This window comes from Streptomyces sp. NPDC001914 (assembly GCF_042891215.1).
In the GTDB taxonomy this organism is placed as follows: Bacteria; Actinomycetota; Actinomycetes; order Streptomycetales; family Streptomycetaceae; genus Streptomyces.
The window spans coordinates 449,549-469,991 of the sequence record NZ_JBIASW010000001.1; the positions used below are offsets into that span (position 1 = coordinate 449,549).

21 protein-coding genes are annotated in these 20,443 nt (G+C 72.0%); 13 read left to right on the plus strand and 8 right to left on the minus strand.

The features are described 5' to 3' along the window. Positions 1 to 124: 124 nt before the first annotated feature. The 9 genes from ACFYYF_RS02050 to ACFYYF_RS02090 all read left to right on the plus strand — a co-directional run bounded on the left by ACFYYF_RS02050 (position 125) and on the right by ACFYYF_RS02090 (position 8,787). Positions 125 to 373 (plus strand): DUF4177 domain-containing protein, encoded by a 249-nt coding sequence (locus ACFYYF_RS02050; protein ID WP_361675102.1) that lies wholly within the window; start codon positions 125 to 127, stop codon positions 371 to 373. Between the two features lie 198 nt (positions 374 to 571). Beyond that, the gene (locus ACFYYF_RS02055) at positions 572 to 1,375 is read left to right on the plus strand and encodes a VOC family protein (protein WP_388770367.1); all 804 of its coding nucleotides are present in this window, start codon (positions 572 to 574) and stop codon (positions 1,373 to 1,375) included. Positions 1,376 to 1,537: 162 nt separating this feature from the next. Next, positions 1,538 to 1,990: a cyclic nucleotide-binding domain-containing protein gene (locus tag ACFYYF_RS02060; RefSeq protein ID WP_365488297.1), complete on the plus strand. Its 453-nt coding sequence runs from the start codon at positions 1,538 to 1,540 to the stop codon at positions 1,988 to 1,990. Between the two features lie 119 nt (positions 1,991 to 2,109). Beyond that, on the plus strand, positions 2,110 to 2,925 hold the full coding sequence (locus tag ACFYYF_RS02065) for an N-formylglutamate amidohydrolase (RefSeq protein ID WP_388770370.1): 816 nt from the start codon (positions 2,110 to 2,112) through the stop codon (positions 2,923 to 2,925). Positions 2,926 to 3,027: 102 nt separating this feature from the next. Then, the gene (locus tag ACFYYF_RS02070; protein ID WP_388770372.1) at positions 3,028 to 3,852 is read left to right on the plus strand and encodes an amidohydrolase family protein; all 825 of its coding nucleotides are present in this window, start codon (positions 3,028 to 3,030) and stop codon (positions 3,850 to 3,852) included. Between the two features lie 50 nt (positions 3,853 to 3,902). Next, positions 3,903 to 5,195: a DUF4032 domain-containing protein gene (locus ACFYYF_RS02075; protein ID WP_388770375.1), complete on the plus strand. Its 1,293-nt coding sequence runs from the start codon at positions 3,903 to 3,905 to the stop codon at positions 5,193 to 5,195. Positions 5,196 to 5,312: 117 nt separating this feature from the next. Beyond that, positions 5,313 to 6,989 (plus strand): FAD-dependent oxidoreductase, encoded by a 1,677-nt coding sequence (locus ACFYYF_RS02080; protein WP_388770377.1) that lies wholly within the window; start codon positions 5,313 to 5,315, stop codon positions 6,987 to 6,989. Continuing rightward, complete coding sequence (locus tag ACFYYF_RS02085; protein WP_388770380.1) at positions 6,986 to 8,440, plus strand: ATP-binding protein; 1,455 nt, start codon at positions 6,986 to 6,988, stop codon at positions 8,438 to 8,440. Before ACFYYF_RS02080 ends, ACFYYF_RS02085 begins: the two co-directional genes overlap by 4 nt. Next, positions 8,437 to 8,787 carry a UBP-type zinc finger domain-containing protein gene (locus tag ACFYYF_RS02090; RefSeq protein ID WP_365488279.1) on the plus strand — a complete coding sequence of 117 codons (351 nt, stop codon included), beginning with the start codon at positions 8,437 to 8,439 and terminating at the stop codon, positions 8,785 to 8,787. Before ACFYYF_RS02085 ends, ACFYYF_RS02090 begins: the two co-directional genes overlap by 4 nt. A gap of 46 nt (positions 8,788 to 8,833) precedes the next feature. Here the strand turns inward: ACFYYF_RS02090 and ACFYYF_RS02095 are convergent, their stop codons facing one another. Beyond that, positions 8,834 to 9,325, minus strand: a complete 492-nt coding sequence (locus ACFYYF_RS02095) for a VOC family protein (RefSeq protein ID WP_388770383.1) — start codon at positions 9,323 to 9,325, stop codon at positions 8,834 to 8,836. A gap of 166 nt (positions 9,326 to 9,491) precedes the next feature. On the opposite strand from ACFYYF_RS02095, the gene ACFYYF_RS02100 reads away from it, so the two are divergent. Further along, positions 9,492 to 9,650: a hypothetical protein gene (locus ACFYYF_RS02100; RefSeq protein WP_384241284.1), complete on the plus strand. Its 159-nt coding sequence runs from the start codon at positions 9,492 to 9,494 to the stop codon at positions 9,648 to 9,650. On the opposite strand, the gene ACFYYF_RS02105 is transcribed toward ACFYYF_RS02100, so the two are convergent. Further along, positions 9,635 to 10,111, minus strand: a complete 477-nt coding sequence (locus ACFYYF_RS02105) for a hypothetical protein (RefSeq protein WP_361675133.1) — start codon at positions 10,109 to 10,111, stop codon at positions 9,635 to 9,637. The genes ACFYYF_RS02100 and ACFYYF_RS02105 overlap by 16 nt on opposite strands. Before the next feature lie 109 nt (positions 10,112 to 10,220). Next, positions 10,221 to 11,714, minus strand: a complete 1,494-nt coding sequence (locus ACFYYF_RS02110) for a serine hydrolase domain-containing protein (protein ID WP_388770387.1) — start codon at positions 11,712 to 11,714, stop codon at positions 10,221 to 10,223. Positions 11,715 to 12,157: 443 nt separating this feature from the next. Here ACFYYF_RS02110 and ACFYYF_RS02115 point away from each other — a divergent pair, with 443 nt between their 5' ends. Continuing rightward, the gene (locus ACFYYF_RS02115) at positions 12,158 to 13,804 is read left to right on the plus strand and encodes a serine/threonine protein kinase (RefSeq protein WP_388770389.1); all 1,647 of its coding nucleotides are present in this window, start codon (positions 12,158 to 12,160) and stop codon (positions 13,802 to 13,804) included. A gap of 23 nt (positions 13,805 to 13,827) precedes the next feature. Here the strand turns inward: ACFYYF_RS02115 and tgmB are convergent, their stop codons facing one another. Together tgmB and tgmA are read right to left on the minus strand one after the other, a co-directional pair. Further along, a complete protein-coding gene (gene tgmB / locus ACFYYF_RS02120; protein WP_361675142.1) occupies positions 13,828 to 14,781 on the minus strand; it encodes an ATP-grasp ribosomal peptide maturase in 954 nt (317 codons plus the stop codon). Between the two features lie 14 nt (positions 14,782 to 14,795). Beyond that, entirely contained in the window at positions 14,796 to 14,987 is a 192-nt protein-coding gene (gene tgmA, locus ACFYYF_RS02125; protein WP_037617579.1) for a putative ATP-grasp-modified RiPP, read from the minus strand. Between the two features lie 253 nt (positions 14,988 to 15,240). Here tgmA and ACFYYF_RS02130 point away from each other — a divergent pair, with 253 nt between their 5' ends. Continuing rightward, complete coding sequence (locus ACFYYF_RS02130; protein ID WP_388770393.1) at positions 15,241 to 16,269, plus strand: hypothetical protein; 1,029 nt, start codon at positions 15,241 to 15,243, stop codon at positions 16,267 to 16,269. A gap of 150 nt (positions 16,270 to 16,419) precedes the next feature. On the opposite strand, the gene ACFYYF_RS02135 is transcribed toward ACFYYF_RS02130, so the two are convergent. Next, entirely contained in the window at positions 16,420 to 17,574 is a 1,155-nt protein-coding gene (locus ACFYYF_RS02135; protein WP_388770396.1) for an FAD-dependent oxidoreductase, read from the minus strand. Positions 17,575 to 17,695: 121 nt separating this feature from the next. Beyond that, entirely contained in the window at positions 17,696 to 18,439 is a 744-nt protein-coding gene (locus ACFYYF_RS02140; protein ID WP_388770398.1) for a TetR/AcrR family transcriptional regulator, read from the minus strand. A gap of 170 nt (positions 18,440 to 18,609) precedes the next feature. On the opposite strand from ACFYYF_RS02140, the gene ACFYYF_RS02145 reads away from it, so the two are divergent. Next, positions 18,610 to 19,293, plus strand: a complete 684-nt coding sequence (locus tag ACFYYF_RS02145; RefSeq protein WP_388770401.1) for a DUF2238 domain-containing protein — start codon at positions 18,610 to 18,612, stop codon at positions 19,291 to 19,293. Between the two features lie 115 nt (positions 19,294 to 19,408). Here the strand turns inward: ACFYYF_RS02145 and ACFYYF_RS02150 are convergent, their stop codons facing one another. Then, on the minus strand, positions 19,409 to 20,392 hold the full coding sequence (locus tag ACFYYF_RS02150; RefSeq protein WP_388770403.1) for an aldo/keto reductase: 984 nt from the start codon (positions 20,390 to 20,392) through the stop codon (positions 19,409 to 19,411). Between the last annotated feature and the right edge of the window lie 51 nt (positions 20,393 to 20,443).

Below are 20,443 nucleotides of genomic sequence, written 5' to 3' on the forward strand. Positions count from 1 at the left end.
CTCTCCGGCCGGCCGTCAGGAAGCCTCCCCGGCACGGCACTTCATGAAGTTTCAACAAAGGTATCCCTACGGTCCGGTTCGCCCCTGTGCCACGGCCGCGAAGAGTGATTGGGTGGGCCCGGCCATGTCCACCGACACGCAGGAGAGCTCCGCAACCATGGGCACCCCGTACACCTTCGAATACAAGGTCGTCACGTTCCGCGAATCGCTGATCGGCGACGCTCTGGACAGCGACAAGCTGGAAAAGGTCCTGAACAAGCATGCCGAGGACGGGTGGGCGCTCAAGGCGATCACGGCCGCGGACGTCAAGGGCCGCATAGGCCCCGGCGCCGTGGAGGGCCTGCTCCTCACCCTGGAGCGGCCGCGCGCCTGACGGCCGCGTGGTGCGCGCGGCGCCGATGCGGGAGATGCTGTTGGTGATGGGACAGCGGATCCGCAGGTGCTGCTGACGCCGTCGGGGGCCTTCCGGTACGGAGGGCCTCTCACGGCTGAGTTCACGCCGGGGAGCCCCCATGAGGGGCCCCGCACCCCGCGAGACCGCTGTCGGCCGATCGCGTCAGGACGGGCGGCGATGAAGAGCGACGGAACTCTCGACACCGGTGTCGTCACCAGCAAGGCGGTCTTCGGCGCGCCGTGCTGGGTCAGTCTCACCACCCGCGATCTGCAGGTCGCCCAGACCTTCTACAGCGCGGTTCTGGGCTGGAGGTGGGCCTCGGGCACCCGGATGGGCGAGCAGTACCGCATCGCCAGTGTCGGCGGGGTTCCGGTCGCGGGGGTCGCGGAGGTCGACTTCGTGGCGAAGGCGGCGGTCGCCTGGACCGCGCTCTTCGCCGTCGCCTCCGCCGACGAGACCGTCGCGCGCAGCCAGGAGCGCGGCGGCACGACCGCGGTGGGCCCGATCTCGCTGCCCCCGGGCAGGGCCGCGCTGCTGGCCGACCGGGACGGCGCGGTCTTCGGGATCTGGGAGGGCGACCTGGTCTCCGGATGGGAACGCTGGCGCAACGCGGCGCCCTCGTTCATCCGCCTGCACACCCGTGACGCGTTCGACGCCGCCATCTTCTACGGCGAGGTGCTGGGCTGGGCCTCCTCCGTCCCGGGCTGCTGCGAGGTCGACTACGAGGAGAACGAGGTCGTCCTGCGCAGCTTCGGCGACGTGGTGGCCCGGATCCACTCCGGCGCGCTGGGCGCGGCCCCCGACCCGAGTCTCAGGCCGCACTGGCAGATCCACTTCGCGGTCGACGACGTGGAGGCCTGCGTCCGCGCGGCGCGTGCCCACGGCGGCGCGGCGCACCAGCAGGGCATCGGCTCGGTGGAAGCGCTCATCATCGACCCCGACGGGGCCCGCTTCTCGGTGACGGCCCGGAACGCCGGATGACCCGCCGGACCACACACCCGCGACCGCCGCACGGCGGACCCGGCCGGCATCCGCCGCGCCGGATTACTCCGTTCGGGCTCCAATAGAGGATGACGGGATACCACCGGTACGACAGGCGCCGCCGGCCTCCTGGGCCGTGCGGCGACCCGATGGAGGTCCGCGATGCCCACTGCTCTCCGGCTCCTGCACGCGCTCTCCCCCGAACACCGCGATCGGCTGATGAGCGTGGCCCGCGAGGTGTCCTTCCCCGCGGACGGGCCGATCTTCGAGGAGGGAGGCACCGCCGACCGCTTCTGGGTGGTCCGCTCCGGAACGGTCTCGCTGTACCAGCGGGTCCTCGCCGACCGGCGGATCACGGTCGCCCAGCTCGGGCCCGGCGACCTGCTCGGCTGGTCCTGGCTGTTCCGCCCGCACACCTGGGACTTCGGTGCCGAGGCCTTCAGTCCGGTGCGTGCCTACGAGTTCGACGCCACCGAGGTGCGGACGCTGTGCGACCAGGATCCGACACTGGAGCTGGCGCTCACGCGGACGATCGGCGCGATCCTGGCCCACCGTCTCGAAACGACCCGGGAGGCGCTGATCGAGCACTACGCGCGCCGCGGGGGCAGCGGCTGATCCATGCGGCGCGGCCGGGTGCGGGTGGCATCCCCGGGTGTGCCCGGAGCGGCCGCCCGCACGTGGCGAGGCCGTCGGGTCCTGCCCGTTGTCGTACCCGGCTGCGACAGTGATCTCTTATGAACGACATCCTCGCTTCCCCGGACGGCCCGGACTCCTTCGCGCTCCTGCCGGGAGCGGTCCACTCGCCCGTGATCCTGCACGTGCCGCACTCCTCACGGGAGATCCCCGCGCCGGTCCGGGCGGGCATCCTCCTCGACGACCCGGCGCTGGAGAGCGAGTTGGACCACATCACCGACGCGCACACCGCCGAACTCGCCTCGGCCGCGGCCGAGGCGGCCGGGCTGACGCCGTGGCGGTTCGTCAACCGGCTGTCGCGGCTGGTCGTCGATCCCGAGCGTTTCCCGGACGAACGCGAGGAGATGCTCGCGGTCGGGATGGGCGCGGTCTACACCCGCACGACGCACCGGGCACCGCTGCGGCCCGCGGGCGCCGATCCCCGGCCGCTGATCGACCGCTACTTCCACTCCTACACGCAGGCGATGACGGCCGCGGTGAGCGACCGGCTGGCCGCCACCGGGCGGGCCGTGATCATCGACGTCCACTCGTATCCGACGGCCCGGCTGCCCTACGAACTGCACGGGGACGGGCCGCGGCCGCCGGTGTGCCTGGGGACCGACTCGTTCCACACGCCGCCGGAGCTGGTCGCGCTCGCGGAGAAGGCGTTCGCCGGGCTCGGCGGTGTCGGGATCGACAGCCCGTTCTCGGGTGCGTACGTGCCCCTGCGGCACTACGAACGGGAGCCGGGGGTCACCGCGCTGATGGTGGAGATCCGCCGGGACACGTACATGAAGGAGCCGGGCGGCCCGGTGGGTCCCGGGTTCGCGCGCCTGGCCGCGGCCCTGACCACGCTCGTGGACGCCGTGGGCGTGTAACCGCGGGTGGCCTTGGGCGGGTGGGTGGCCAGGGAGGGGTGGGCGACCTAGGGTCGGGGGTGAGCAAGCGCTCAGACACCGCCTCAGGGAGGGCACAGGACCATGCCGGTCGTCGACGCGTGGATGCAGCACCCCACTCTCCGCCACTCCAACCACGAGATGTTCGAGTCCCTGCGCCGCTGGACCGGCATGGCGACGCTGGATGAGGAGCTGCCGGTCGAGGTCACGCTGGCCGCGCTGGCGAAGGCCGGCGTGGACACCGGTCTGGCCTCGGCCTGGTACGGACCTCAGGGCGCCCTGATCACCAACGACGAGGTCGCCGCGTTCGTGGCCCGGTCGGACGGACGGCTGCGCGGGGTGGCGGGCGCCGACCTCACCCGCCCCGTCGCCGCGGTGCGCGAACTCCGGCGGGCCGTCGGGGAACTGGGCTTCGTGGCCCTGCGGATCATCCCGTGGCTGTGGCAACTGCCGCCCACCGACCGGCTCTACTACCCGCTGTACACCACCTGCGCCGAACTGGGCGTCCCGTTCTGCACCCAGGTCGGGCACACCGGACCTCTGCGTCCCTCCGAGACCGGCCGGCCCATCCCGTACATCGACCAGGTCGCTCTCGACTTCCCCGAACTGACCATCGTCTGCGGGCACATCGGCTATCCGTGGACCACCGAGATGATCGCGGTCGCCGACAAGCACGCCAACGTGTACATCGACACCAGCGCCTACACCAGCCGCCGTTATCCCCCGGAACTGGTCGCCTATCTGCGCGGCCGGGGACGGCGGAAGGTCCTGTTCGGCTCCAACTACCCCATGATCGAGCCGAGTCGGGCCCTGGAGCACCTCGACGAGCTGGGACTGGACGAGGAGACCACCTCGCTCTTCCTCGCGGGCAACGCCCGGCGCGTCTTCCGTCTGGACGATCATTCGTAGATGCTGGGGCCCCGACCAGCGTCCGACCCCGAGGTGAGGGCAGCCCCGCCATGGCTCTGCAGTTCAGCGCGACCAACCCGGAGCATCCCGCGCTCCTGCTCGAACTGCCGTGGCACCTGCCCCTGGAGGAATGGCCCGAGGAGCATCTGGTGCCGCTGCCGCGCGGCATCTCCCGGCACGTCGTACGCTACGCGCGCGCCGGTGACGAGGTCGTGGCCGTCAAGGAACTCGCCGAACGGCCCGCGGTGCGCGAGTACGAACTGCTGCTGGGCCTGGACCGGCTCGGGATACCGGCCGTCGACCCGCTCGCCGTGGTCACCGGCCGCACGGACGCGGCCGGCGAGCCTCTGGAGTCGGTCCTGATCACCCGGCACCTCGGCGGCTCGCTCCCGTACCGGTCGATGTTCGAGACGACCATGCGGCCGGCCACCATGCACCGGCTGATGGACGCGCTGGCCGTCCTGTTGGTGCGGCTGCACCTGGCCGGCTTCGCCTGGGGCGACTGCTCGCTGTCCAACACCCTGTTCCGGCGCGACGCGGGAGCGTACGCCGCGTATCTGGTGGACGCCGAGACCGGTGAACTTCACCAGCGGCTGAGCGACGGCCAGCGCGAGTACGACCTCGATCTCGCCCGGGTGAACATCAGCGGCGAGCTGCTCGACCTGGAGGCGGCCGGCGCCCTGCACCCCTCGGTGGACCCGATCGAGTTCGGCCAGGAGATCTGCGCCCGCTACCGGGGCCTGTGGGAGGAGCTGACCCGCACCTCCGTCTACCCGGCGGGCAAGTACCACTACATCGACCGCCGCATACGCCGGCTCAACGACCTCGGATTCGACGTCGCCGAGATGCACATCGCGAGCTCGTCCAACGGCGACACCGTCACCTTCGTGCCCAAGGTCGTCGACGCGGGCCACCACCAGCGCCAGCTGCTGCGGCTGACCGGGCTCGACACCGAGGAGAACCAGGCCCGCAGGCTGCTGAACGACCTGGAGAGCTGGATGGCCACCCAGGACGACTACGCTCCGGGCTCCGCCGCCCCCGGAACCGTCACCGGCCGGGGCGGAGCGCGTCCGCGGGCGGCCCGGCCCGAGGTGCTGGCCCACCGCTGGGTGCGGGACGTGTTCCGCCCGACGGTCCGGGCGGTGCCGGCGGACCTGCGCGGCTCCATGGACCCGGCCGAGCTGTACCACGGGCTCCTCGAACACCGCTGGTTCCTGTCCGAGCGTGCCCAGCACGACATCGGTCTGGACGCGGCCGTGAAGGACTACGTCACGAACATCCTCCCGAAGGTCCGCGACCCCCTGCCGGACCCCGTGGAGGCGCTGGAGCCGCCCCGCGGATAGCCCGCTTCCCGAGCAAAGGTGACCGATCGTACATACGATTGACTCTGTACCGGCCCCGCGGCGCCCCGGGCGTCCGCCCGGCCGGAACGCAACTGACCTGCTCGGGGTGGGAGAGGTATGACCCAGGCCGCCAGTCCGGCGCGGACCGTCATTCTGACCGTCGACGACGATCCCGGAGTCTCGCGGGCCGTCGCCCGCGACCTCCGGCGCCGCTACGGCGAGGGCCACCGGATCGTGCGCGCCGAGTCGGGCGAAGCCGCGCTGGAGGCCCTGCGCGAGCTGAAGCTGCGCGGCGACCAGGTGGCGGTCATCCTCGCCGACTACCGCATGCCGCAGATGAACGGCATCGAGTTCCTGGAACAGGCCCTCGACGTGTACCCGGGCGCCCGCCGGGTGCTTCTCACCGCCTACGCGGACACCAACGCGGCGATCGACGCGATCAACGTGATCGACCTCGACCACTATCTGCTCAAGCCCTGGGACCCGCCGGAGGAGAAGCTCTATCCGGTCGTCGACGACCTCCTGGACGCGTGGCGGGCCAGCGACTACCGGCCCGTGGGCGCCTGCAAGGTGGTCGGACACCGGTGGTCGGCCCGCTCCTCGGGCGTGCGGGAGTTCCTGGCCCGCAACCAGGTGCCGTACCGCTGGTACTCCTCCGACACCCCCGAGGGACAGCGGCTGCTGAGCGCCGCCGGACAGGACGGCGACCGGCTGCCGCTGGTGGTCACCCCGGACGGCACACCGCTCGTCGAGCCCGAGGACCCCGAGATCGCCGCGCACGTGGGGCTCGCCACGACCCCCACCTCCGAGTTCTACGACCTCGTCGTCATCGGCGGCGGTCCGGCCGGGCTCGGGGCGGCCGTGTACGGCGCGTCCGAGGGGCTGCGCACCGTGCTCGTGGAGCGGTCCGCGACCGGTGGACAGGCCGGCCAGAGTTCACGGATCGAGAACTACCTCGGCTTCCCCGACGGCGTCTCCGGGGGACAGCTGACCGACCGGGCGCGGCGGCAGGCGGCCAAGTTCGGCGCCGAGATCCTCACCGCGCGGGAGGTGACCGGTCTGGAGGTCACCGGCGCCTCGCGCACGATCCGCTTCTCCGACGGCTCCGCGATCTCGGCGCACGCGGTGATCCTCGCGACCGGGGTCTCCTACCGCCAGCTCCAGGCCCCGGGCATCGCCGAGCTCACGGGCTGCGGCGTCTTCTACGGTTCGGCGCTGACCGAGGCGGCCGCCTGCCAGGGCCACGACGTGTACATCGTCGGCGGCGCGAACTCGGCGGGCCAGGCGGCGATGTACCTGGCCCGGGGCGCCAAGTCCGTCACCATTCTGGTGCGCGGCTCCTCCCTGTCCGCCTCGATGTCGCACTACCTGATCGAGCAGATCTCGGACGCGCCGAACATCTCGGTGCGCACCGGCACGGTCGTGGAGTCCGCGCACGGCGACGGCCACCTGGAACAGCTCACGCTGCGTGATGTGGAGAGCGGCCACACCGAACTCGTCGACGCGCAGTGGATGTTCGTGTTCATCGGCGCGGCCCCGCTCACCGACTGGCTGGAGGGCACGGTCCTGCGGGACGCCCGCGGATTCATCGTGGCGGGCCCCGACATGACACCCGACGGGCAGCCGCCGCGCGGCTGGGAGCTGGACCGGCCGCCGTACCACCTGGAGACCAACGTGCCCGGCGTGTTCGTGGCCGGGGACGCCCGTGCCGAGTCGGCGAAGCGGGTCGCGTCCGCGGTCGGAGAGGGAGCCATGGCCGTCATGCTCGTCCACCGTTATCTGGAGCAGTCGTGAGCGGGCGGCCGGTGCCGTGCGACGCGGCGGAACTCGGCACGCTGTTCCTGTTCGAGAAGCTCGACGCCGACCAGTTGGACCGGCTGTGCCGGGAGGGCCGGACGGAACAGTTCGACCCGGGGCCGGTGTACACCGAGGGTGATCCGGCCACCTGCTTCTACGTGCTCCTGGAGGGCACGGTCGTGATGTCGCGCCGGGTCGGCGCGGACGACGTGGAGATCAGCCGCACCTCGCAGCGCGGGGTGTACGCGGGCGCGATGCAGGCCTATCTGAGCGACCCGGGCGACGCCCAGTACAAGGGTTCCATGCGCGTCACCGAACCGTCGCGGTTCTTCGTGCTGCCCGCGGCGACGTTCGCCGCCATCCTGCGGGACTGGTTCCCGATGGCCGTGCATCTGCTGGAGGGCATGTTCTTCGGCAGCCAGAACGCCCAGCGCACCGTCGGGCAGCGTGAGCGGCTGCTGGCCCTCGGCTCACTGTCGGCCGGGCTCACGCACGAGCTCAACAACCCGGCCGCGGCGGCCGTACGGGCCACCTCGGCGCTGCGTGACCGGGTGGCCCACATGCGCAAGAAGCTGGGGATGATCGCCGCGGGACCGTACGCGCGCGACGCCCTGGAGACGCTGGTCGAGATCCAGGAGCGGACCGCCGAACAGGTCGCCAAGGCCACCCCGCTGACCCCGCTGGAGGCCTCCGACCGGGAGGACGCGCTCGCCGACTGGCTCGACGACCACGACATCGCGGGCGGCTGGCAGCTCGCCCCGACCTTCGTGCAGGCGGGGCTCGACACCGACTGGCTGGACCAGGTCGCGGCGGCCGTGGACGGGTCGACCCTCGAAGGCGCGGTCCGGTGGCTCAACTACACGGTCGAGACCGAGCTGCTGATGAACGAGATCGAGGACTCCACCACCCGTATCTCGCATCTCGTGGACGCGGCCAAGCAGTACTCGCAGATGGACCGCGCGCCCTACCAGGTCGCGGACGTCCACGATCTGCTCGACAGCACGCTGATGATGCTCGCCGGCAAGATGGGCTCCGGCATCAAGGTCGTCAAGGAGTACGACCGGACGCTGCCCCGCATCCCCGCCTATCCGGGTGAGCTGAACCAGGTGTGGACGAACCTCATCGACAACGCCGCCTCCGCGATGGCCGGCGAGGGCACGCTGACGGTGCACACCGCCGCCGACGGCGACCATGTGCTCGTCGAGTTCCGCGACACGGGCCCCGGAGTGCCCGAGGAGATCCGCGACCGGATCTTCGACCCGTTCTTCACCACCAAACCGGTCGGTGAGGGGACCGGGCTCGGCCTGGACATCTCCTGGCGGATCGTCGCCAACAAGCACCACGGCAGCCTGATGGTGCAGTCCGTTCCGGGCGACACCCGCTTCCAGGTGCGCCTGCCCCTGACCGCCGCCGACACCGCCGCGGAATCCCCGGAGGAGCCGTCATGACCACCCCGAACGGAATCGACCCGTCCGTACCGCCGAGCGGCTCCGGCTGCACCGAGTGCGACGCCGTCGGCGGATGGTGGTTCCATCTGCGGCGCTGCGCCCAGTGCGGGCACGTCGGCTGCTGCGACGACTCCCCGGCCAAGCACGCCACCGCGCACGCGCGCGGCACCGGGCATCCGGTGATCCAGAGCTTCGAGCCGGGCGAGAACTGGTTCTGGGACTACGACACCTCGGAGCTGTACGAGGCCGGTCCCGAACTCGCTCCCCCGGTGAGCCACCCGCTCGACCAGCCCGCGCCCGGCCCCGCCGGACGGGTTCCGGGCAACTGGGCCGAGCTGCTGCGCTGAGGTCCCGCGGCCGGACCCCGAGGGCTCCGGCCGCGTGGCCGCGGCCTCAGAGGACCTTGTTGCCGTACATCTCGCCGAGCGGATCGGCGAGCAGTTCGATCCGGGCGCCGTCGGGGTCGCGGAAGTAGATCGAGGTGCCGCTCTCCTCCATGTACGCGACCTCGGCGGCGTCGAGCCGGTCGCGCAGGTCGCGCCAGGTGGCGGGGTCCACCGAGATGGCGAGGTGATGCAGCCCGCCGAGGACCTCCGCGTAGGGGCCGACGTCGAGGCCGGGGAAGTCGAAGAAGGCGAGCAGGTTGCCGTTGCCGAGGTCGAAGAAGAAGTGGGTCGACCCCTTGTAGTCCCGGTTCTCGATCATCTCGGTGAGCGGGAAGCCCAGGACACCCTGGTAGAACCGTACGGTCCGCTCCACGTCCGCGGAGAGCAGCGCCACGTGGTGCACGCCGCGGGCCGTGCTCGGCGGCCTCTCCGGCATCAGATGGGCGTCCTTGATCCGCTGACGCTCCGCTTCGATCGCTGGCAGGTCGGTGGCACCCATCGCAAGCTCCTCACCCCGGGGAACGGGAAACGCACTCAGAACTGAATGGAACCACCTTCACGCCGTCCGCCGGGATGCGCGGCGCGGCGAGAAGGACGATCCTGGACGTATGTCCGGACGGGCTCCTCTGGTTGTGCATCCGGCCCTGGATACCAGTGGCCGTGAGGTGACCGCGCGGGGTGAGAACCTCGGCGTGGCGTTCTCGGACGAGGATCTGCTGGAGTTCCTCGGCCGGGCGGGGCTGCCTGACGCGGAGGATCTGCTGGACGATCCGGCCTGGGTGAAGTGGCGCGGAGGCCAGGCGCACTTCTACGGGACCGGCTGACCGGCCGGCGGTGCCAGGACGGCGAGTGTGCCGTTGGCCTGGCGCAGGGCCAGTTCCAGGGGGAGTGCGGGGTGCAGCGCGCCGGTCCCGTCCGGCGGCACGATCCACTCGAGCGGTCCCGCCGAACGGTACGGCGGCGGTACGGCGACCCAGGAGCCCCTGCCGAGATGACGGAGCCCCGAGCCCTCCCACCGGCACGCGGGGTCGGGCGGCAGGAAGAAGCCCACCCGCTGGGCCGCGCAGTCGACCAGCGTCGGCCCCGGTAACCGGAGCGGGTCGGACCACAGGATGTCGAGGGCGAGCAGGCCGAGCTGCTCGGGCACGCTCAGCACGTCCCAGTAGCGCCCGGCCTCCAGGAGCACTCCGCCGCTCCCCTGGTCCCACTGGCGTTTGCACACCCTCGGGTTCGTGGCGGCCGCGGCCAGCCACTCCACGCTCCGCGTCCACATCAGGTTCGTCATGCATCACCCCGGAGTCGGTTCTCTCCGCTCGGCAGGCACGCGGGCGGCGCGGGTCGACAACCCGCCTCCGCCCGTCAGGACCTCGGCATATGCATGGTGGTGGATATCTCTACGTGGCGGAAGGGGTGGCGAGGTGTGGCGTTTTCCCGGGACCGGTTGACTCCGGTCGCGACGGGGCGCGCAGGGAGTCCAGGGAGCGGGCGTGCAGCGGGATCGTGTGCCAGCGGGCGGTGAAGGTGCGGCCGGGCAGGACGCACTCCACGGTCAGCCGGTGCGGGGTCTCCAGGAAGAGCACGTCGACGCGCAGGGTGCCGGGGGCGGTCCAGCCACCGCTCACCGCCGTGGGCGTGGGGCCGGGACCGACGCTCCAGCCCGGTCCCCCGATCTCCAGCTCGAGCCGCCGGTCGCCCTCGACCAGGGTGACGCGGGTGCCCCGCTCTCCCCCGGCGACGAGCACGCCCGTCAGGGACCGCTGGGCCGCGCAGGCTCCCCCGGCGGGCACGAACTCGGCCCCCGACCAGGCGTCCAGGGGTTCCGAGGGCTCGGCCGCGGCCTCGACCGGCGGCAGGGCGAGCCGGCCTAGCCGTCGGCTCAGCGCCTCGTCGCGCTCGCTCGCGTCCTTCAGGGGTGCCGGCCCGAACGCGGGCAGCAGATGACGCCACATCAGGTCCAGGAGTTCCTGCATCAGGTCGGTCGCCGCGGTCGTCGCGATCACGGCGTCGTGCTCGGGCAGCACGACGCAGAACTGCCCGAACGCCCCGTCCCCGCGGTATCCGTGCCGTCCGCGCCAGAACTGGAGTCCGTAGCCCTGCTGCCAGTCCGAGCGGGTGCCCTCGGGAGTGCCGTCCGCGTTCGCGACGTGCGCGCGCGTCGCCTCGGCGATCCAGGAGGCCGGCAGGAGCCGCCGGCCCTCCCAGACGCCTTCGTCGAGATGGAGCTGGCCGAGCCGGGCGATCGCGTCGGTCGCGGCGTGCAGTCCGCTGAAGCCGATCTCCCGGCCGGCCCGGTTCCGGGTCCAGGCGGTCTCGCCGATGCCCAGCGGGTCGAACAGGCGGGGCCGCAGGTACGCGGTCAGCGACAGACCGGTCACGCGCTGGAGGATCGAGGCGAGCGTGTAGGTGGCCGACTGGTTGTACGCGAAGACGGTGCCGGGGTCACGGTCCGGCGGGATCAGCAGGAAGCCGCGTACCGTCTCCGTCCGGTCGAGCCGGAGCGCGTCGCCCCAGGTCTCGGTGAGATGGCCGCTGGCCATGGCCGCGACGTGCCGGACGAGCATCGCGCGGCTGCGCGGGTCGGTGATCTCGGCCTCGAACTCGGGGAAGTACGAGATCACCGGCCGGTCGAGGTCCAACAGGCCCTCGGTCACGGCGAATCCGGCGGCCGTGGAGGTGAAGCTCTTGCTGAGCGAGTAGAGGAGCTGAAGGCGCCCGGGCGTGTACGGCGCCCACCAGCCGGAGGCGACGAGGTGCCCGTGGCGCAGGATCATGAGACTGTGCGGTTCGATGTCCGGGTCGGCCTCGACGGCGTCGAGGAACGCGGTGATGCCCGAGGCGTCGACTCCCTGCTCGGCGGGCGGGCTCTGGGGCAGCGGTCGGGCACTCATACGGACGGCCTCCGGGTGGTTCGGGCGACGCGACGGACGGCGGGCTACGGGCTACGGGCTACGGGCTACGGGCTACGGGCTACGGGGCAACGAACTGGGGTACGGCGGTCGGACTGTGTTGGGTGCATCCGGCATCTTTCCCGGACGGCTCCCCGGTGTCCACGCCCCGGAGGCCCCGGCACACCCGCGTTCCGGCCATCGCGACAACTGCCTTCACTACTAAGGGAGTTGATGCTCCATGTGGACTCCGGGCGGCTACCGCGGCAAGGCGGCCGGGTGGTGAACCCACCGGAAACAGGGTCCTGAACTGTTCGTACGGACGCGCGACGACGACATGGCCGCGCAAAAAAAACCCGTCTCCGGCCTCTCCCGTTGAACACTCTTCGTCACCTCACGCGTACTTCTGGAAAAGGCGAGTGTCCGGTACACGACGAGGGATGACGATGGCCAAGGCGCAAGACTCCGCGGGCGAGTTGATCGCCGGGAGATACCGGCTGCTCGACGTCCTCCTGCGCGAGGAGGGCCGGGAGCTGTGGCACGGCGAGGACACCGCCTTCGGACGGCCCGTCGTCGTGACGCGGTCGCGTGCCGCCGGGCACCGGGGTGAGGAGCCCCCGGAGCCCGCCGCCGACCGGATCCTGCGCACGGCCAAGGTCCTCGGTCCGGCCTGCCGCGGAGGAGTGGCCGCGGTCCTCGACGTGACCGAGGAACCCGGCTTCGTGTGGACCGTCACGGAGCGGCCCCCGGGCGCACCGCTGTCCGAACTGCTCCAGCACGGTCCCGTCGATCACGTGCTGGCGGCCGCTGTCGGGCTCGGCGTCCTCGACGTCGTGACCGCCGCGCACCACGAGGGGGTCACGCACGGCGAACTCGGCCCGAGCCAGGTGTGGTCCGACGAGCACGGCAGGGTCACGGTCACCGGATTCGGCCTGACGGCGTCCGCCGACGCGCCCCGCGTCACCGCTCCCTCGTACGCCTCCCCCGAACAGGCCCGCGGCGAGGGCGCCGCACCCGCGGCCGACCTCTGGGCCCTGGGCGCGATGATGTACGCGCTGGTCGAGGGGCGGCCCGTCGTACGGGACCGGGGCGAGGCGGAGGCCACGCTCCGGGCGGTGGAGCGGCTGCCGGTCAGGGCGCCCCGCAGCGCGGGCCCGGTCGCGCCCGCGATCCTCGGCCTGCTGCGGTGGGACCCCGTGGAGCGGGTGCCCGAAGCCGTCGTGCGGGAGTCGCTGACACGCGTCCTGCGGCAGAACTTCGAGGAGGTCACGCCTCCGGAGCCGCTGCCCGACCTGTTCGACCCCGCCGGGGACCACCAGCCCCGGGGCGCGGAGGACGGCGGTGCGAGGGGTACGGGGCACGCCTCGAAAGGCCTGCCCGTGAGCCGGCCGGTCCTGCTGGGCGCGGCCCTCGTCGTCACCGTCGCCGGCGCCCTGGTGTTCGCCTCGCTCGGCGGAGGGCCGGACGGGGACGACGCCGCCGCGTCCGGCGCGGCACCCTCACGGACCGCCGCCGGTGCTCCGTCCGCGGCTCCCACCGCCGCCGGCACGCCCTCGGGCCGGACGCCCACGGCGTCCGCGAAGCCCTCCCCCTCCCCCTCCGCCTCGGCCACCGCGGGCACGGCGCTGCCCTCCGGTTTCTCCCTCTACCGGGCGCCCCAGGGCTTCTCCGTCGCCCTGCCGAAGGGCTGGAAACCCGTCGAGACCCAGTCCTCCGACGACCTCGCCTACCGGGTGACGTTCGGGGCGAGCGGCGACGCGCGCACCCTGGCCGTCACGTACAGCACCCAGCTGGGCCCGGACCCGGTCGCCGTCTGGAGCGCCCTGGAGCCGAACCTGCGTGCCGTGTCGACCGGTTACGAACGCGTCGGCGCCATCCGGCCGGTGACGTATCACGGCATGAAGGGCGCCGACATGGAGTGGTACTCCGTGGTCGGGGGTGTGCGGGTGCGCACCCTCGGCCGCGGTTTCCTCATCGGTGACCACCGCGGCTTCTCGCTGCGCTGGACCACCCCGGCGGACGAGTGGGACAGCGCCGCCGACCGGCAGGCGCTGAAGGTCTTCCTCGACTCCTTCCGCACGGGCACGGAGTGACCGTCCGTCACCGAGCGCTCATGTCAGTGTCCTTCCGGGATGCGCAGGCCGGGCCTTCGCTGCGCCAGCCACACCGCGACCTCGTCGGCGATCGGCTGTCCGGTCTCCAGCTCGATGAAGCCGAACTGGCCTCCCTGGTTGCACTCCAGGAACCACCAGATGCCGTCCGCGTCCTCGGCGAAGTCGAAGGCCGCGTAGGCGAGTCCGGTGAAGGCGAGGTAGTCGTGGACCGAACGGGCGATGCGGTGGGGCACGGGTGTGGGTTCCCAGCCGTTCTCCGTCTCGCCGAACCGGCCGTCGACCTGGCCCGGTTCGGCGGCCTTACGGGCGGCGAACAGCCGGGTGCCGATGCCGGTGAGCCGGATGTCGGCTCGCTTGGGTATGTAGCGCTGGAGGAGGGCGGGTCCGGCCGCCACACCGGAGAAGTCCGTGCCGGGTCCGACCAGCGTGGTGGGCAGGGCCGCCGGAGGCTGGCCCGGGGGCGGCCCCGAGGCCGATTTCACCACCACGTCCCCGTGTTCCTGGACGAACTGCTCGGCCACCCGGGGAGCGGTCGTGATGACGGTGGGCGGCACGGCGAACTTGCTGCTGTGGGCCACGCGTAGCTGCCAGGGCTTGTGCCGGGCCTGCTCGGCGCGGCGCGGGTGGTTCATCCAGCGGGTCGAGGCGGAGTAGAGCATGCCGAACAGGGCCTGCCTGGTCTCGGCGGTGAGCCATGCCGAAGGTTCGGCGGCATGGGCCGCCGGCTCGCCCGGTCTGCGCACCCACACGGAGCGCAGGCCTCCCATGCTGAGCACATGGCCGTTGACCGACAGATATCCGTCGAAGTCGCCGTGGGCGTAGTCGGCGGACAGGACCGCCTTGCCGGGCAGGTCGGCCGGATCGAGGCGCACCATGGGCACGCCCCGCTCGTGCAGTCTGGCCACCACCATGTCGGCGGTGACGTCCTGTTCGGCCGTGAGTATGAGAACCGTCATGCGCGCGGCATCCGTCAGTCGTCGAAGTGCGTCTGGGAACCGGCCGTCGAGGTCGTGGTGCCGGTCGCCATCAGCAACGCGCGATCACTGACGGCCGGTCTGCCGTCGGGCAGCACGTTCAGTTGCAGGGACACGTCGAAGTGGTACGGGGGTATTGCGGCCGACTGCCCTGAGGGCCGGGCGTAGTTGAGAGTGAACGGTCGCACGAAAGATCCTCCCGCGGTCGCGCGATGGCCAATACACACCCGTACGTGACACGGCCGTAAGGAATTCATCACTTTCTGCCACATCGGGGTGAAGGTCATCACATCGCGTCGTTTCTGAGCTTGCACATTTCGGATTTACTGGGGTGCCCGCTGGGCCGCGGTCTCCGAGTGTCACCTTTGATTCCACGCAGACCTTAGGCCATAGCTTCATCCTCCGTGACATCAACGCCCCACCACCCCAGGAGAGTTCCCGGTGACCGCAGCCATCACCACGTCCGAAGACGCCGCCACGCACTCCGGCGTTCCGGACCCCATCGAGCGCGACGCACACGACTTCGGCGCCTACGCGCGCAACGGCGGGTGGGCGTTCGCGCTCAAGGTGGCGCGCAGTGTCCGACCCGGCGGACAGCCGGCCGAGGACACGCGGAAGGTGTCCGCGAAGGAGTTCGCCGAGCTGGCCGGATGCTCGCCCGAGCGCGTCATGCGCTACTACAAGGCCTGGGACAGGGCCGCCGACGACGGCCTGGTCCCCCACTTCGAGACGCTGGCCCCCGGAGCGGACGTCGAACTGCCGGACGGGGACGCCTGGTCGGCCTACTACGCCTCCCGCTCCAGCGCCGCCTCGGAGCGCGGCGTCGCCATCACCGAGGCCGCCGAGGCCGAGGGCATCCGTCCCACCAAGGCCCTGGAGGTCGCCGAGAACCCGACCGCGCTGCGGGCCGCGATCCTCGCCGACCCCTCGACGGCCAAGGCGGCGCGGGCCGCGCTCCTGGACCGGGTGAAGGAAGACCCGGCGCTCCAGACGGAGTTGGCCCGCGACATCGCCCGCACGGACGAGCTGAAGAAGGCGGTCGCCACCGAGAACAGGGCGGCCGACCGCATCGGCTACGTGCGCCAGATCGCGGAGAAGGGGCAGATCAGGACACCGGCGGGACAGACCCTGGACGCTCCGGCGGAGCTGCGCTCCGAGGCCGAACGGCATCTGTCCCTCCTCGACGAGCTCGACGAGGGCGAGGACGCGGGCGAGTGGGCCACCGAGGCGTACGACACGATGAAGAACCTCGTCGTGGAGACCGTGGAGGCCGACCCCGAACTGCGCGTCCAGGAACGCCGGACGAAGTTCTACAGCAGCCTGCAGAAGGCGACGAAGGTCTTCGAGGAGCTGACCTTCGACGACGCCGACGACATCTACGAGGACGACATGGTGCAGCGTCTGGAAGAGCTCCAGCAGGCGATCGGTACCGCCATCACGGCACTGCGCGGCGCGGCGAACCGGGAATGAGCCCGCCCCGCGGGGCGGTCGGACGGAGATGAACCGACCGCGCGGCCGAACGGGACCATGCGTTCCGGCACGGCCGCGCGGGCACGGCGGCGGGCCCTCGGAAGCGGGGGCCACCGCTGTGCCGGACCGTCACATCGGTCTGTCCGAGGCTCAGTTGGCGTCGTCGCCCCGGTACTGGTTCATCAGGTCGACCAGGCTCTGCGGAGCGTCCGGGCCGAAGCAGACGGCGAGGTTCGCCGCGGACTCGGTCGCCGAGGCCTCGGAGCGCGGGAAGAGCGCCTCCTCGTACACGGTGAGGGCCTTCTCGGTGTCGCCGGGGTGGGCGACGAGGGCTGCGGCGAGTTCGGCGCCGTCGAGCATCGCGAGATTGGCTCCCTCACCGGCGAACGGCGACATGAGGTGGGCGGCGTCACCGAGCAGGGTGACCCCGGGGACGCGCTCCCAGCGCAGGCCGGGAGGCAGGGCGTGGATCGGCCGGGCGACGAGCGCCCCGTCCGCCTCGGCGATGAGGGAGCGCAGACTCTCGTCCCAGCCGTCGAAGTGCTCCAGGAGGCTTCGCCTGGCCGTCTCGGTGTCGCTGAAGTCGACGGCGCCGGAGACCGCCCAGTCGGCGGGCGTGCGCAGGGCCGCGTAGACGTGCAGGGAGCCGTCCGGGTCACGGTGGCCGAGCAGGCCCTTCTCCTCGCCGAGCGCGAACAGGACGCCGCCTCCGACGACTTCCGCTCCCCTCGGGTGGCGGGTGTCGGCGTCGAGCAGGTGCATCTCGACGAAGGAGAGCCCGGAGTAGACCGGGGTGGCGTCCGTGACCAGGGGCCGCACCCTCGACCACGCGCCGTCCGCGCCGATCAGCACGTCGGTGGTGAAGGTGCCGCCGTCGGCGAGGGTCACCTCGTGCCGGCCGTCCCCGGCCGGGCGGGCCGCGACGACCTTGGCACCCCAGCGGACGGTGCCCTCGGGCAGCGAGCCGAGCAGCAGGTCGCGCAGGGCGCCCCGGGAGACCTCCGGGCGCGACTCGGTCTCGCCGTCGTCCTCCATGCGGACGGTGGCGTGCCGGTCCAGGATGCGCATGGCCTCGCCGCCGGCGTGGATGAGGGCCCGGAACCCGTCGTGGAGACCCGCGGCGCGGAGTGCGGCCTGGCCCCCGTCCTCGTGCATGTCGAGCATGCCGCCCTGGGGGCGGGCGTCCGGTGAGGCTTCCAGGTCGTACACGGCGGCCTCGACGCCGTTCCGATGCAATACGCGGGCGAGCGTGAGGCCGCCCAGACCTGCGCCGATCACGGCGACGGCGTGGTGGGTGTTCGTCATGGCGGATCTCCTCCGTACGAGGGTGTGCGTCGGCTCCCGGCGCCGGCGGCGGCCGCCGGTGGCGGTCATCAGGGGCGGTCGTCAGAGGCGGCCGTCGATGGCAGCCGTCGGCGGGGGACTTTCACGGCGTGTCGGGCTCTGCAGGCGTGTCGGGCTCTGCGGGCTCCCCGGGCGTGCCGGGGCGGGGTGTGCCCAGAACGCCGTTGATCAGGACGTGGAAGCCCCAGTCCAGACGGGCCTCGCCCGGACCGGAGAGCAGGTCCGTGCCCCGCGCGGCGATGTGCGGGTGCCGTTCGCGGGAGGCGCCGCGCACCGCCGCGGCCAGCGCCGCCCACTCGCCCTCGGACTCCGTCGCGTCCTTCTCGCCCGCGGCGTGTTCGGCCGCGGTGGCGGTGGCGAACTGGAGCAGCAGGTCGATCGCCCACGCCGCCCGGTCGCCGGGGACACCGCCCTCGTCGAGCAGGGACAGCAGTGCCTCGACCAGATCCAGATAGCGCTCACCGGACGGGCGCGCCACGAGAGCCGAGCGGGCGAGCCCCGGGTGCTCGAACAGGACGGCCGTGTACGAGGTGAGGACCCGCACGAGCCGGTCGCGCCAGTCGCCGTCAGCCCGCGCCGGGCCCAGGTCGACACCGCCGAGCAGGTCGTCGAGCACGGCCGCGTGCAGCTCGGCGGTGTTGCGCACATAGACGTAGAGCGAGGCCGGTCCGGTGTCGAGTTCCTGTGCCAGGCGGCGCATGGTGACGCGCCGCAGCCCTTCGGCGCGCATCAGCGCGACGGCGGTGCCGACGATGCCGTCCCTGGTCAGGGCCGGCTTGGCCGGGCGTTCGCGGCGGCTGGGGCGGGAGGCGGGTTGTCCTGTCACTCCTCCACGATAACGAACATGTTCGTTGCGAACAAGTACGTCACGAACATGTTCGTCATGGCGACGGCGACCCGGGTGGAGACGACACGCAGACCCGGGTGAGTACGCGTACTCATGCCGGAGCCCCGGCGCTCCACCACGATGGGGCCACCTGGACGAAGGAGCCCGTCATGCCCGGATCAGCCCTCGCACCGACCGGTCCGCACCGCGCTTTCCCCGAGCGCGCACCGCGCAGCGCCCTCCCCGCCGCGCTCCTCGCGGTGGTGGTGGCGGGCATGGCGCTCTCTGCATGGCATGCGCATGACATGATGACGTGGTTGCTGGAGACCGTGTGGGTGCTCGTGGGGCTGCCGCTGGTGGTCCTCGGCCGACGGCGGTTCCCGCTGACGAACCTGCTGTACTGCCTGCTCGCGGCCCACGCGCTGGTGCTCGCGGTGGGCGGGCACTACACGTACGCGCAGGTGCCGCTCGGCGACTGGGTGCGCGACACGTTCGGGCTCGACCGCAATCCGTACGACCGGTTCGGGCATCTCATGCAGGGCTTCGTGCCGGCCGTCCTGGTGCGGGAGCTGCTCAGCAGGACCTCACCGCTGCGCGGCAGCAGGTGGCTGGCGCCGCTGACGGTGTGCGCGTGCCTCGCCTTCAGCGCCCTCTTCGAGATGTTCGAGTGGGCGGCCGCGGTGATCGGCGGGCACGGCGCGGACGCCTTCCTTGCGACCCAGGGGGACGTCTGGGACACCCAGTGGGACATGTTCTGCGCCCTGATCGGCGCCACGGTCTCGGTGCTGGTGCTCAGCCGCGTGCACGACCGTCAGCTCGACGCGCTCACGGCGGCACGGCACTCCGGAGGCTGAGACCGCCGGCCGCGCGGGCTCCGGGGGCTGACGACGTCGGTCGCGCAGGGCTCCGGGGCCGAGACCGTCGGCCGCGCGGGGCTCCGGCGTCGGGGCGCCGGAGCCCGTTCCGCCGTCACCAGCGGTTTTCCACCTGGTCCTTGATCCGCCGGTCGTAGAGCTCGCCGATCGCGTCCAGCGTCGCCCGGGACGGCTCGGGCAGCCTCGCGGCCTCCGCGTTGGCACGGGCCTGTTCGGGTGAGCGGGCCCCCGGGATGACCGTGGTCACGCCGGGCTGTGCGACGATCCACCGCAGGGCGAGCTGGGCCGGCGTGTACCCCTCGGGGGCGAGGGCGGAGAACTCGGCCGCCGCCTCCACGCCCGTCGCGAAGTCGACCCCGGAGAAGGTCTCGCCCTGGTCGAAGGCCTCGCCGTGACGGTTATAGGTCCGGTGGTCGTCGGCCGCGAAGACGGTGTCCTTGGTGTACTTGCCGGAGAGCAGCCCGGAGGCCAGCGGGACCCGGGCGATGACGCCGACGCCGGCCTCCCGGGCCGCCGGCAGGACCTCGCGCAGGGGCTTCATGCGGAACGGGTTGAGGATGATCTGGACGCTCGCCACGTTCGGCCGGGCGATGGCGGCCAGCGCCTCGTCGCACGTCTCGACGCTCACTCCGTACGCGGCGATCCGCTCCTCCTCGACCAGCGTGTCGAGGGCGTCGTACACCGCGTCCGAGGAGTACACCGGCGTCGGCGGGCAGTGGAGCTGCACCAGGTCGAGGCGGTCGACGCCGAGGTTGCGGCGGGAACGGTCGTTCCAGGCGCGGAAGTTGTCGAGGACGTAGTTCTCCGGGATCTGCTCGACGCGGCGGCCCATCTTGGTGGCGACCATGACGTGCAGGTCCGGCCGGCCGCGCAGGAACGTGGCGATGGTCTCCTCGCTCCGCCCGTCGCCGTACACATCGGCGGTGTCGAAGAAGGTCACTCCCGTCTCCGCCGCCGTCTCCAGCACGGCCAGGGCGTCCTTCTCGCTCACCTCGCCCCAGTCGGCCCCCAGTTGCCAGGTGCCGAGACCGATGACGGAAGCATGCTGGCCAGACCTGTCGAATGCGCGCTCGTCCATGGCGTCAGTCTGTCACCTCACCCGACCGGAGCGGACGCCCCCGCTCCGCGC

Coding starts and splice junctions, on each gene's coding strand:
- ACFYYF_RS02050 (WP_361675102.1), top strand. CDS start 125: ATGTCCACCGACACGCAGGAGAGCTCCGCAACCATGGGCACCCCGTAC.
- ACFYYF_RS02055 (WP_388770367.1), top strand. CDS start 572: ATGAAGAGCGACGGAACTCTCGACACCGGTGTCGTCACCAGCAAGGCG.
- ACFYYF_RS02060 (WP_365488297.1), top strand. CDS start 1,538: ATGCCCACTGCTCTCCGGCTCCTGCACGCGCTCTCCCCCGAACACCGC.
- ACFYYF_RS02065 (WP_388770370.1), top strand. CDS start 2,110: ATGAACGACATCCTCGCTTCCCCGGACGGCCCGGACTCCTTCGCGCTC.
- ACFYYF_RS02070 (WP_388770372.1), top strand. CDS start 3,028: ATGCCGGTCGTCGACGCGTGGATGCAGCACCCCACTCTCCGCCACTCC.
- ACFYYF_RS02075 (WP_388770375.1), top strand. CDS start 3,903: ATGGCTCTGCAGTTCAGCGCGACCAACCCGGAGCATCCCGCGCTCCTG.
- ACFYYF_RS02080 (WP_388770377.1), top strand. CDS start 5,313: ATGACCCAGGCCGCCAGTCCGGCGCGGACCGTCATTCTGACCGTCGAC.
- ACFYYF_RS02090 (WP_365488279.1), top strand. CDS start 8,437: ATGACCACCCCGAACGGAATCGACCCGTCCGTACCGCCGAGCGGCTCC.
- ACFYYF_RS02095 (WP_388770383.1), bottom strand. CDS start 9,325: ATGGGTGCCACCGACCTGCCAGCGATCGAAGCGGAGCGTCAGCGGATC.
- ACFYYF_RS02105 (WP_361675133.1), bottom strand. CDS start 10,111: ATGACGAACCTGATGTGGACGCGGAGCGTGGAGTGGCTGGCCGCGGCC.
- ACFYYF_RS02110 (WP_388770387.1), bottom strand. CDS start 11,714: ATGAGTGCCCGACCGCTGCCCCAGAGCCCGCCCGCCGAGCAGGGAGTC.
- ACFYYF_RS02115 (WP_388770389.1), top strand. CDS start 12,158: ATGGCCAAGGCGCAAGACTCCGCGGGCGAGTTGATCGCCGGGAGATAC.
- tgmB (WP_361675142.1), bottom strand. CDS start 14,781: ATGACGGTTCTCATACTCACGGCCGAACAGGACGTCACCGCCGACATG.
- ACFYYF_RS02135 (WP_388770396.1), bottom strand. CDS start 17,574: ATGACGAACACCCACCACGCCGTCGCCGTGATCGGCGCAGGTCTGGGC.
- ACFYYF_RS02145 (WP_388770401.1), top strand. CDS start 18,610: ATGCCCGGATCAGCCCTCGCACCGACCGGTCCGCACCGCGCTTTCCCC.
- ACFYYF_RS02150 (WP_388770403.1), bottom strand. CDS start 20,392: ATGGACGAGCGCGCATTCGACAGGTCTGGCCAGCATGCTTCCGTCATC.